The sequence below is a fragment of the Pseudomonas sp. MD195_PC81_125 genome (assembly GCF_014060985.1).
GTDB classification, from domain to species: Bacteria; Pseudomonadota; Gammaproteobacteria; order Pseudomonadales; family Pseudomonadaceae; genus Aquipseudomonas; species Aquipseudomonas parakoreensis.
On sequence record NZ_JABULD010000417.1, the window covers coordinates 1 to 11,800 of the forward strand.

The following is an 11,800-nucleotide window of genomic DNA, read 5'->3' on the forward strand; positions in this document are numbered from 1 at the left end:
TTTCGCTTTTAAAAAGCCAGAATCAAAAGATCGCACCTGCGGCAGCTCCTACAGAGGTTGTTGAATCATGTACTTTCGCGCTCGATCAACTGGCACTGCAACAGATTCAGCCGCTGCACATCAGCGCTCGGCAACACCCCAAGACTTTCCAATACCCGCGTTGCCGCCAGCACGCCGATCTCCAGTGCCGGTGGCTTGATCGTGCTCAGGCTCGGCAACAGCATCTCGGCGAACGGGTAATCGCCGAAGCCGAGCACGGCGCAGTCTTCGGGAATTCTGAGGCCGGCGCGTTGCGCGGCGAGCAGGCCGCCGGCGGCGAGGTTGTCGTTGGCGAAGATGATCGCGTCGGGGCGGGGAGCGGCGTTCATCAGCGCTTCCATCGCTTGCTTGCCGGCTTCGAACGGCGCGCGGTCGGCGTCGGGGGCGAATACCCAAGGCTCAAGGCCGAACTCGCGCACGGTGGCGGCATAACCGTCGCGACGTTCCAGCGCACTGAGGTCGCCGGGGGCGCTGTTCTGTACGAAGGCGATGCGGCGATAGCCTTTGTCGAGCAGATAGCGGGCAGCGGTCACGCCGACTTCATAGTGCGAAAAACCAATCTGCATCGGTTCGCGGTCCGGCTGGTAATCCCAGGTTTCGATGACCGGAATATCCGCTTCGGCAATCATCTTTTCCGTGCCCGAACTATGGAAATGACTGGTCAGCACCAACGCGGCCGGCGACCAGCCAAGAAACGCCCGCACGGCGTTTTCTTCCTGCTCGGTGCTGAAGTAACTCGACGCCAGCAGCAACTGATAACCGTGACGGCTGAGGGTGTCGCTGAAACCCTGAATGGTGTTGGCGAAGATCGGCCCGGAGATGTTCGGAATCACCATGCCGACGATTTTGCCCCGCGCCGAGGCCAGTCCGCCGGCCACCAGATTCGGCACGTAACCGAGCTTGGCGACCACCGCCGCAATTCGCTCGCGGCGCTCGGGCGAGACGGTTTCCGGCTGATTGAAATAGCGCGACACGGTAATCGCCGAGACGCCAGCCTCGCGCGCCACTGCATTCAGGGTCACGCGTCCGGCGCCACGGCGTTTGCGGGGCTTTTCCTGGCTCAAGGCTCAATCCTTCTTAAAAACCAAAACGCATATAAAAGTAATTTTTCAGTATTGGACGCTCTATGCCGAGCTTGCCAATACTGGCGATGTTAGCGCTAACAAGGCGCATTGTCTGCTACTCGCTCGAGCGAATGCCCAAGACACCGATTCAGGCGCTGTCGTCGCAGAACGGCAGCGGTTCAGGGCCAATTTCGAGCGGGCAACCATGCACAGCACTCCTGAGGCGACACACAAACTGGCGCAATCGATTCGCGCCGCTGGCTGGATTTTTACAGGGCTGGCGGCGTTGCCGCTGCCCACGGCTTTCGCCGCCGACAGCCGCGAACAAGAGCCGACCCTCAAGTCCGTCACGGTCACCGCCACTCGCCGCGAAGCGTCGCTGCAGAAGGTGCCGGTGGCAGTGTCGGTGATCGACGGCGAACAACTGGAGCGCGATAACCGTAACGGCGTGGCAAGCATCGTCCAGCAAGTGCCGTCGCTGAATTTCCGCACTGGGGCGTCGAACAAGGACACCTCGTTGTTTGTGCGGGGCGTCGGCACGATTTCCACCTCGCCCGGCGTCGAGCCAACGGTGGCCACGATGATCGATGGCGTGGTCTATGCGCGTCCCGGTCAATCGACTCTCGACCTGCTGGATCTGGAGCGCGTCGAAGTGCTGCGTGGCCCGCAAGGCACGCTGTTCGGCAAGAACGCCTCGGCCGGTGTGCTCAACATCACCAGCAAGGCGCCGACCAACGAGACCCACGGTTACATCGACCAGTCGTACTACAGCGGCAACGAAAGCCGCACCCGCTTCGGCATTGGCGGCAGCCTGATTCCGGATACGCTCAAGGGGTCGATCAGCACCCTGTTCGGCACGTACGACGGCAACGTCGATAACCAGCACAACGGCCAGGAGGTCAACGGCTACAACCATCGCGGGGTGCGCGGCAAACTCGAATTCACCCCGAACGACGACGTCACCTTCACCTTGATTGCCGACTACATGCAGTCCCACGACGACGGCCCCAACGGCGTGGTCAGCAAGTCGCTGACCCCGGCCTTCGCCAACGCGCTGGGCCCGGTCTACGCCAGCAGTCACAACCGCGACATCAACACCGATACCCGCAGCCATGTCGAGGACACCAACAAGGGCCTGTCCGGCCAGCTCGACTGGCAACTGGGCGGTTACACCCTGACCTCGATCACTGCGTGGCGCGGCTGGGACAACACCCAGTATCAGGACGGCGATCGGCTGAGCACGATCACCGCAGCGTTCCCCGGCACCGCCGACAAGGGCGATCTTTCCTTCGACCAGTACTCGCAAGAGCTGCGCCTGGCCTCGCCGAAAGGTGAGTTCCTCGAATACGTCGGCGGCCTGTTCTACATGCACGGCAAGGATGACGAGACCTACCAGCGCACCCTGACGACGCCGACCAGCGTCAACCGTGGCGTGGCTGACTACAGCACCACCAGCGACAGCTACGCGGCGTTTGGCGAAGCCACGCTGAACTTCACTTCCGACCTGCGTGGCATCGCCGGCCTGCGCTACACCCACGATGATCTGGAATACGCTCACCGCCGCGTCTCGACCTCGGCGACCACGGTCAGCGGCATCCAGCCGGCCACCCGCAGTTCCGGTTCGGTGGACGAGGACGGCTGGTCTGGTCGGCTCGGCGTGCAGTACGACCTCAGTGATGCAGTCACCACGTACCTGACCTACTCGCGCGGCTACAAAGGCCCGGCCTACAACGTGTTCTTCAACATGCAGCCGCGTGACACCGAAGCGCTGAAACCGGAGACCTCGAACACTTGGGAGGCGGGGATCAAGGCCACCAGCTGGAACAACCGGCTGACCACCAACCTCGCGGTGTTCCACAGCGACTACGACAACTATCAAGCGAACTTTTTTGACACGGTCGCCGGGCAAGTGGTGACGCGCCTGATCAACGCCGGCAGCGTCAGCACCGAAGGCGTCGAGCTCGATTACGCCTTGCAGGCGACCCAGCAACTGAAGTTCTCCGGGGCGCTGGCCTACACCCGCGCGCGCATCGACCAATTCAGTTGCCCGGCCGGTGCGGCAGCGTCCTGCAACGTCAATGGCAAGCCGTTGCCGTTCAGCCCCGACTGGAAAAGCTACGTGCGCGCCGACTACAGCATCCCGCTGGACAACGGCCTGGATATCGAACTCGGCACCGACTACAGCTGGCAGAGCGAAGTGCAGTACGACATCAGCCAGAACGCCGACACCAAACAAGGTGCCTACGGCCTCTGGAATGCCAGCGTCGCTCTCGCCGATTACAGCAACGGCTGGCGCGTGGCGCTGCTGGGCAAAAACCTCGCCGACAAGTCCTATTCACCCCTGCTCGCCAGCGGCGGCAACTACATCTACCGCGCCGTGCCACGGGATGACGAGCGCTACTTCGGCGTGCAACTGCGCAAGGATTTCTGAGATGAGCAGACAGCTGAAACTCGGCGCCTTTCTAATGGCCACCGGGCACCACGTCGCCGCGTGGCGGCACCCGCAGGTGCCGGCCAATGCCGGGCTGGATTTCGCCCACTACAAGCGTCTGGCGCAGATTGCCGAGGCGGCGAAATTCGACACGCTGTTCGTCGCCGACAGCGTTGCCGCGCCGACCCAGACCATCGCCAGCCGCATGGCACGCTCGGATCACTTCGAGCCGCTGACTTTGCTCTCGGCCCTGAGCGCGGTGACCGAGCACATCGGCCTGATCGCCACGGCGACCACCAGCTACAACGAGCCGTATCACGTGGCGCGCAAATTCGCCTCGCTCGATCATCTGTCGGGCGGCCGCGCCGGGTGGAATCTGGTGACCTCGGACAACGCTGCCGAGGCACTGAACTTTGGTCGCGACGAGCACATCGGCCACGCCGAGCGCTACAGCCGCGCCCGGGAGTTTCATCAGGTGGTCACCGGGCTGTGGGACAGTTGGGAGGACGATGCCTTCGTGCGCGACAAGGCCAGCGGCGCGTATTACGACCCGTCGAAGCTGCACGTGCTGGATCACGTCGGTGAGCACTTTCGGGTGAAAGGCCCGTTGAACGTCGCACGCTCGCCGCAGGGACAACCGGTAATCGTGCAGGCCGGCTCATCCGAAACCGGGCGTGAGCTGGCGGCACAAACTGCTGAAGTGGTGTTCACCGCGCAGACGTCGCTGGACGGTGCGCAGGCGTTCTACGCCGACCTCAAGGGACGTCTGGCCAAGTACGGACGCAGTGCCGATTCGCTGAAAATCATGCCGGGAGTGTTTGTCGTCGTCGGGCAGACAGAAGCCGAAGCGCAGGAAAAATGTGAAACGTTTCAGCAATTGGTCGAGCCGGAGGTTGGCGTGGCGTTGCTTGGGCGTATGCTGGGCAACTTCGACTTGTCGAAGTACCCGCTGGACGGACCGTTGCCTGAGTTGCCGCTGACCGACAGCGGCCAGCAGAGCCGGCAGAAACTGCTGACTGAGCTGGCGGGCCGGGAGAACCTGACCCTCGCCGAATTGGGCCGCAGGATTGCTGGCGGACGCGGGCATTACAGCCTGGTGGGCACGCCGACGCAGATCGCCGATCACTTGCAGGCGTGGTTCGAACAAGGCGCGGCGGATGGCTTCAACGTGCTGGTGCCGCACCTGCCGGGCGGTCTCGAAGACTTCGCCCATGGTGTGGTCCCGGAACTGCAGCGGCGCGGGCTGTTCAGAACCGAGTATGAGGGCCGGACGTTGCGCGAACACCTCGGCCTGGCCCGGCCGCAAAACAGATTTGTGTAAACACCCTGTGGTGAGGGGATTTATCCCCGATGGGTGGCGAAAGCCACCCCCAAATCTGTATTCAAATTCGCGATTTTTTTTGGGACGGCTACGCCGTCCATCGGGGATAAATACCCTCACCACAAAGTTGAAATTCACCCTCAATTTGCTGTTAATCAAACAAGAGAGGATTCGATGACTTATACCGCTGCCGAAAACCGCTACGACTCCATCCCTTACCGCCGCGTCGGCCGCAGCGGTCTGGTGCTGCCCGCGCTGTCGCTGGGCCTGTGGCACAACTTCGGCGACAGCACGCCGATCGACACCCAGCGCGCCCTGCTGCGTACGGCGTTCGACCTGGGCATCAACCACTTCGACCTGGCCAACAACTACGGCCCGCCATACGGCAGCGCCGAAATCAACTTCGGTCGTCTGCTGCGCGAAGACTTCAAGCCGTACCGCGATGAGCTGATCATCTCCAGCAAGGCCGGTTGGGACATGTGGGCCGGCCCGTACGGTCAGGGCGGCGGCTCGCGCAAATACGTGCTGGCCAGCCTCGACCAGAGCCTGCAGCGCCTCGGTCTGGACTACGTGGATATTTTCTATTCGCACCGCTTCGACCCGGACACCCCTCTGGAAGAGACCGCCAGCGCCCTCGCCACCGCCGTGCAGCGGGGCAAGGCGTTGTACATCGGCATCTCGTCGTACTCCGGGGTGAAAACCCGCGAGATCGCTGCGCTGCTCAAGGAATGGAAAGTGCCGCTGCTGATTCATCAGCCGGCGTACAACCTGCTCAATCGCTGGGTGGAAAAAGACCTGCTCGACACCACCGAAGAACTCGGCACTGGTGTGATCGCGTTCACGCCGTTGGCCCAAGGTCTGCTGACCGACAAATACCTCAATGGCGTGCCGGCGGATGCGCGGGTCAATCGTCCGGGCGGTGGTTCGCTGCAGGCGTCGCACTTGTCCGAGGCCAACATTGCCCACGTGCGTGCGTTGAACGAGATCGCCAAACGTCGTGGCCAGAGCCTGGCGCAGCTGGCATTGGCCTGGACCCTGCGTGATCCACGGGTAACTTCGGCGCTGATCGGTGCGAGCCGGCCGGAGCAGATCATCGAAAACGTCGGGGCGCTGAAGAATCTGAGCTTCAGTGCTGAGGAACTGGCGGAGATCGACCGGTTTGCCCAAGAGGGCGGGATCAATCTGTGGGAGAAGCCGTCGACCGCTGAATAAATGACTGGCGCCGAGTTATTCGGCGCCTGCTCTGACGCTTTCGCGGGCAAGCCCGCTCCCACAGGGTTCCAGTCGTACACAAAGTCTGTGAACGGTGCTGTACCTGTGGGAGCGGGCTTGCCCGCGAAGGGGTCAGTTCAGACAACGAGGAAATCGGGCCTCATTTGAAGAACGGCACATCCCCCAGCACCGTCGCCCGTTGCATCACCCGCCGTGCCGGACGGTAATCATCCACCGCGTAATGCTGGGTCACGCGGTTATCCCAGAACGCGATGTCGTCCTGCTGCCAGCGCCAGCGAATGGTGAATTCAGGCCGCGTTGCGTGGGCGAACAGGAATTTCAGAATCGCCTCGCTTTCGGTGTCCGACAGTTCGTTGATCTTTGAGGTGAAGCCTTCGTTGACGAACAACGAACGGCGACCGCTTACCGGGTGCGTGCGGATCACCGGGTGTGACAACGGTGGGTTCTTGCGTCGTGCCTCTTCCCACTGTGCCAGCGCTTCGGGCGTGTTGCCGTAGCGCTCCAGCGGAAACGAGCGGGTGAAATCGTGGGTCGCAGTCAGCCCTTCGAGCAGGGTTTTCATCGGCGCCGACAGCGCTTCGTACGCGGCGATCCCGCTGGCCCACAACGTATCGCCACCGAACTCCGGCAGCAGCTTGGCGCTGAGCACCGCGCCCATCGCCGGCGTTGGCAGGAAGGTCACGTCGGTGTGCCAGATCGCGTTGTCGCGCACGTCGGTGACGGCGGTGTCGAGGATCAGCACCTCGGGCTGCTCCGGCACGTTCGGGTAGATCGGATGGATGTGCAGGTCGCCAAAGTACGCCGCGAAACGCGCCTGTTGCGCAGGCTCGATCGGCTGGTTGCGAAAGAACAGCACCTGGTACTTGAGCAGCGCCTGCTCGATGGCATTGCGCTGTTCCAGGTTCAACGGCTGGCTGACGTCGACGCCGCTGATCTGCGCGCCGAGGGCCGAACTTAAGGGGGTGATGGTCAGGCTGCTCATGATGGTTCTCTTCAATTCCGGGTAACCGCGCCCCTGTAGGAGCTGCCGCAGGCTGCGATCTTTTGATTTGTTTTTTAAAAAGCAGATCAAAAGATCGCAGCCTGCGGCAGCTCCTACACAGGAGGATTCACAAATGCTTTAGTGGGTTTGGCCGTGCCACGGCACCAGTTTGCGCTGCAGGGCGCGCAGGCCCATTTCCATGGCGAAGGCGATCAGGGCGATCACCAGAATCCCCAGCACCACCACATCGGTGACCAGAAATTGCGCAGCCGACTGCACCATGAACCCCAAACCGCTGGTGGCGGCGATCAGTTCGGCAGCGACCAGAGTCGACCAGCCGACGCCCAGACCGATGCGCACACCGGTCAGAATATCTGGCAGGGCGCTGGGCAAAATCACGTGGCGGATCAACTGTGCGCGGGTCGCACCGAGCGACTGAGCAGCGCGCAATTTCGCCGGGTCAACGGTGCGCACGCCGGTCGCGGTGGCAATGGCAATCGGGGCGAAAATCGCCAGGTAGATCAGCAGCACTTTCGACAACTCGCCGATACCACACCAGATCACGATCAGCGGCAGATAAGCCAGTGGCGGAATCGGCCGGTAGAACTCGATCAACGGATCAAGCACACCACGGGCAATACGGTTGGCGCCGATGGCGATGCCCACCGGCACTGCGGTCAGAATCGCAAAACCCAGACCCAGACCGATGCGGCTCAGGCTCGCGCCCAGGTGCTGCCACAGGGTCGAATCCATGTAACCGGTGGTCGCCAGCAACCAGCCTTTTTGCAACACGGCGGACGGTGGCGGCAGGAACAGCGGTTCGATCAAACCGGTGGCAGTCACGGCCCACCAGATCACCAGTAAGGCGAACAGGGTCAGCAAGCTGATCCAGCGGGTGCTGAGCTGCGCCGGACTGGAATCGCTACCGACGGGGTTTTCACTGCGGGGGCGGAAACGTCGTAACTGCTCATGCGCGCTCCTGCCGTTGCACGGCGCTGCGTTGCGAGAACACTCTGCTCAGCACGTGCTCGCGGGTTTCGATAAAACGCGGGTCGGATTTGATCGCTCGCGCCGACTCACCGGCGGCGTAGCGCTGGCCGAAATCCAGAGGCAGACGCTCAACGATCTGCCCCGGATTCGGCGCCAGCAGAATCAGGTCAGTGGCGAGGAATACCGCTTCTTCGATGTCGTGGGTAATCAGGAACACCGGTTTGGCGGTGCGCTGCCAGACTTGCAGCAACAGCTCCTGCATCTGCTCGCGAGTGAAGGCGTCGAGGGCGCCGAAGGGCTCGTCCATCAGCAGCACGCGCGGGTCGGCCGCGAGGGCGCGGGCCAGGCCGACGCGCTGTTTCTGGCCGCCGGAGAGTTGCCAGATACGACGGCTTTCGAACCCTGAGAGATCAACCAGCGCGAGCATTTCCCGGGCGATCTTTTCGCGCTTGTCCTTGGCGATACCAGCCAGTTCCAGACCGAACGCGACGTTGGCCAACACATCCTGCCAGGGCAGCAGCGCGTCATCCTGGAACACCACACCACGTTCGGCGCTCGGGCCTTTGACCGGCACGCCGTCGAGGGTGATGCGCCCGGCGCTGGGTTCGACGAAGCCGGCAATCAGGTTCAACAGCGAGGTCTTGCCACTGCCGGACGGGCCGAGGGCGACCAGCAATTGCTGAGGCCCGAGGGTCAGGGAAATGTCCGCCAGCACCGGTTCCGGGCTGCCCGGGTACTGTGCGCTGATGCGCTCCAGCTGTAGCAAGGCCATCGCAGTGAACTCCCGATCAGTTGGTGATGTATTTGGCGCTGACGTACGGCGCGTAGTCCGGCAGTACGGCTTCGACCTTGCCTTGCTCCTTGAGGAACGCGGCGGTGTCGGTGATGGCTTGGGTGGTCGGCGCGCCGAGGCTGATCACTTGATCAGCTGCCAACGGGTAGACGTTGCCTTGCAGCAGCAATGGAATGTCGCTGGCCTTGGCGCCGGAGAGTTTCACCAGCTTGTCGACGTGGGACTGGTCGGCGAGCCAGGCTTTGGGATCCTTGCGGTAATCGGCGTAGGCGTCGAGGGTGACCTTGGCGAACGCGGTGACGATTTCCGGGTGCTTCTCGGCGAAGTCCTTGCGCACGATCCAGGCATCGAAGGTCGGCGCGCCGAACTTGGCCAGTTCGCCGGAAGTGATCAGCACTTTGCCGTTTTCCTTGGCCACACCGAGGGCCGGATCCCACACGTAAGTGGCGTCGATATCACCGCGTTTCCACGCGGCGATGATCGCTGGCGGGGCGAGGTTGAGCACGGTGACTTTCGACGGATCGATGTTCCAGTGCTTCAGCGCGGCGAGCAGGCTGTAGTGACCGGTGGACACGAACGGCACGGCGATTTTCTTGCCGACCAGATCCTGCGGGGTCTTGATCCCGGAACCGTCGCGAGCGACCAGTGCTTCGGCGGCGCCGATCTGGGTGGCGATGAGGAAGGTTTCCACCGGAACTTTGCGGGTGATCGCAGCGGTCAGCGGACTGGAACCGAGATAGCCGATCTGCACGTCACCGGACGCGATGGCGGCGATGATGTCGGCGCCGTTGTCGAACTTGCGCCAGCTGATGTCGGCTTTGGTGGCTTTCTCGTAGGTGCCATCGGCCTGGGCGACTTTCGCCGGGTCGACGGTGGTCTGGTAAGCGACGGTGAGGTCGGCGGCCTGCGCCAGAAAGCTCGCAGCAGCCAGAGAGGCCACGGCCAGCAGGCGAAGCGGGAAATTCAGTTTCATGGGGAGTGCTCCAAATCAGGCGACCGACGATCGGCGTGAAAGGAGACTAAATGATCTAAGAAACTAAAAATAAATAACTTTTTAGACTTAGCTTATGAGCGGAAAAATCTAAAGATCAAAAGATCGCAGCCTGCGGCAGCTCCTACATGGGATAGGCGTACACCCTGTAGGAGCTGCCGCAGGCTGCGATCTTTTCAAAGGCGGCGCTTAGTTGCTGATCGCCAGAATGCTCGCCTGATACGACCCGACAAACACATCGAAATCGCCCACCTCGTTCTGTTCAAGCTCCGCCTGTTGTGCCAGCGACGAACGCGCCAGTTCCTCAAACTTCGCCTGCTCATCCGCCGTCAACGGCTCGCGGCGGAAGAACTCGGCGTGGGCCTGGCTCTGACGCAGGGAGAATTGCGCAAAGCTTTCCTTGTGCTCGGCCATCGCGGCCAGCACCTGCGCCGACGGGGTCAGGGACGGGTCGCTGACTTTGGCCAGTTGCGCATCCAGCGCCTTGCTATGCGCGTCGCCGCCGTGGCTTTGATCAAGCAACGCCGCCAGCGGTGCGATTTTTTCCAGCAGCTCGGCTGCCCAGACCTTCAGCTCGACCGCTTCACCGTCACGCTGCAATTGCAGCCCCGGACGCCGGCCTTCCTTGACCACGCTGAGGAAGTTCGAGGTGGCGTTGCCGCACGAAGTGTTGGTCAGCAGCGGACTGTCGTTCAGCGCGCAGTACAGCAGGAACGCGTCGAGGAAGCGCGACTCGGTGACGTCGATGCCCATCGGGAGGAACGGGTTGATGTCCAGGCAACGCACTTCGACGTACTGAATGCCACGGGCCATCAGTGCCTGGATTGGCCGCTCGCCGGTGTAGGTCACGCGTTTCGGGCGGATGTTGGAGTAGTACTCGTTTTCGATCTGCAGGATGTTGGTGTTGAGCTGAACCCACTCTCCATCCTGGTGCGTGCCGACTTCCACATACGGCGGATACGGCGTGGCCACGGCTTTGCGCAGGCTGTCGGTGTAGCTCGCCAGATCGTTGTAGCACGGCGTCAGGCCGGCCTGGGCGTTGCTCTGGTAACCGAGGTCGCTCATGCGCAGGCTGGTGGCGTACGGCAGGTACAGGGTGTCCGCATCCAGTTGTTCCAACTGATGCGAACGGCCGCGCAGGAAGCCCGCATCCAGCGCTGGCGAAGCACCGAACAGGTACATCAGCAGCCAGCTGTAGCGGCGGAAGTTGCGGATCAGCGCGATGTAGGACGACGACTGGAAATCGCGGTCGGTGCCGACGAAACCTTCGGCTTCGCGCAGCAGCGGCCAGAGCTTTTCCGGCAGGGAAAAGTTGTAGTGAATCCCGGCGATGCACTGCATGGTCTTGCCGTACCGCAGGGCCAGGCCTTTGCGGTAGACGTACTTGAGCTGACCGATGTTGGAGGTGCCGTAATAGGCAATCGGGATATCTTCCTCGGCCGGCAACGGGCACGGCATCGATGGACTCCACAGGTACTCGTTGCCGAGCTTGCTGTAGGCAAAGCGATGAATCTTGTCCAGGCTCGCCAGCGTATCGGCCGGATCGGGCAGGGCGGGGGTGATGAATTCCAGCAGCGACTCGGAATAGTCGGTGGTGATCTGTTCATTGGTCAGCGCGGAACCCAAGGCTTCCGGGTGCGGCGTTTGCGCCAGACGACCTTCACTGGTCACGCGCAGGCATTCACGTTCGATACCGTGGAGGCACTGTTCGAGCAGAGAGAGGTTGGCGCGCTCGCCGAGCAGAGCCAGGCGGCGGTTGAGAAGTTCGCTCAATTTGGATTCCTTCACGCGTCAGTCGCCCCAATATGGGGGTGGGCAGGACGGTCTACAAGGGTGAAGTTGAAACTGGCGTTTTCGCCTGGTTTTCTAGCCGGTCAGCCACACACATAAACTGTAGGAGCTGCCGCAGGCTGCGATCTTTTTGATTTTTGTTTTTTCAATAGCAAGATCAAAAGA

General features: G+C 62.1%; 8 protein-coding genes and 1 pseudogene. 3 read left to right on the forward strand and 6 right to left on the reverse strand.

The window, feature by feature from the left end; genetic code table 11:
- Positions 1 to 65: 65 nt before the first annotated feature.
- The gene (locus HT737_RS17010) at positions 66 to 1,103 is read right to left on the reverse strand and encodes a LacI family DNA-binding transcriptional regulator (protein WP_182403375.1); all 1,038 of its coding nucleotides are present in this window, start codon (positions 1,101 to 1,103) and stop codon (positions 66 to 68) included.
- 205 nt (positions 1,104 to 1,308) lie between these two features.
- Between HT737_RS17010 and HT737_RS17015 the strand changes: the two genes are divergently transcribed.
- From HT737_RS17015 to mgrA, 3 genes are all read left to right on the forward strand, one after another.
- Entirely contained in the window at positions 1,309 to 3,534 is a 2,226-nt protein-coding gene (locus HT737_RS17015; RefSeq protein WP_182403377.1) for a TonB-dependent receptor, read from the forward strand.
- A 1-nt stretch (position 3,535) separates the two neighbouring features.
- On the forward strand, positions 3,536 to 4,855 hold the full coding sequence (locus tag HT737_RS17020) for an LLM class flavin-dependent oxidoreductase (RefSeq protein ID WP_182403379.1): 1,320 nt from the start codon (positions 3,536 to 3,538) through the stop codon (positions 4,853 to 4,855).
- A gap of 174 nt (positions 4,856 to 5,029) precedes the next feature.
- Positions 5,030 to 6,067, forward strand: coding sequence for an L-glyceraldehyde 3-phosphate reductase (mgrA, locus tag HT737_RS17025; RefSeq protein WP_182403381.1), 1,038 nt, complete (start codon positions 5,030 to 5,032; stop codon positions 6,065 to 6,067).
- 160 nt (positions 6,068 to 6,227) lie between these two features.
- Here the strand turns inward: mgrA and tauD are convergent, their stop codons facing one another.
- The 5 genes and pseudogenes from tauD to gshA all read right to left on the reverse strand — a co-directional run bounded on the left by tauD (position 6,228) and on the right by gshA (position 11,617).
- Positions 6,228 to 7,070 carry a taurine dioxygenase gene (tauD, locus tag HT737_RS17030; protein ID WP_182403383.1) on the reverse strand — a complete coding sequence of 281 codons (843 nt, stop codon included), beginning with the start codon at positions 7,068 to 7,070 and terminating at the stop codon, positions 6,228 to 6,230.
- 138 nt (positions 7,071 to 7,208) lie between these two features.
- A pseudogene (tauC, locus tag HT737_RS17035) lies at positions 7,209 to 8,041 on the reverse strand (taurine ABC transporter permease TauC).
- Entirely contained in the window at positions 8,038 to 8,832 is a 795-nt protein-coding gene (gene tauB / locus HT737_RS17040) for a taurine ABC transporter ATP-binding subunit (protein ID WP_131670875.1), read from the reverse strand. Before tauB ends, tauC begins: the two are co-directional and overlap by 4 nt.
- Before the next feature lie 16 nt (positions 8,833 to 8,848).
- Positions 8,849 to 9,826 (reverse strand): taurine ABC transporter substrate-binding protein, encoded by a 978-nt coding sequence (tauA, locus tag HT737_RS17045; protein WP_047290810.1) that lies wholly within the window; start codon positions 9,824 to 9,826, stop codon positions 8,849 to 8,851.
- A 207-nt stretch (positions 9,827 to 10,033) separates the two neighbouring features.
- Positions 10,034 to 11,617: a glutamate--cysteine ligase gene (gene gshA / locus HT737_RS17050; RefSeq protein ID WP_121183112.1), complete on the reverse strand. Its 1,584-nt coding sequence runs from the start codon at positions 11,615 to 11,617 to the stop codon at positions 10,034 to 10,036.
- Positions 11,618 to 11,800 lie beyond the last annotated feature (183 nt).

Coding starts and splice junctions, on each gene's coding strand:
- HT737_RS17015 (WP_182403377.1), top strand. CDS start 1,309: ATGCACAGCACTCCTGAGGCGACACACAAACTGGCGCAATCGATTCGC.
- HT737_RS17020 (WP_182403379.1), top strand. CDS start 3,536: ATGAGCAGACAGCTGAAACTCGGCGCCTTTCTAATGGCCACCGGGCAC.
- mgrA (WP_182403381.1), top strand. CDS start 5,030: ATGACTTATACCGCTGCCGAAAACCGCTACGACTCCATCCCTTACCGC.
- tauD (WP_182403383.1), bottom strand. CDS start 7,070: ATGAGCAGCCTGACCATCACCCCCTTAAGTTCGGCCCTCGGCGCGCAG.
- tauB (WP_131670875.1), bottom strand. CDS start 8,832: ATGGCCTTGCTACAGCTGGAGCGCATCAGCGCACAGTACCCGGGCAGC.
- tauA (WP_047290810.1), bottom strand. CDS start 9,826: ATGAAACTGAATTTCCCGCTTCGCCTGCTGGCCGTGGCCTCTCTGGCT.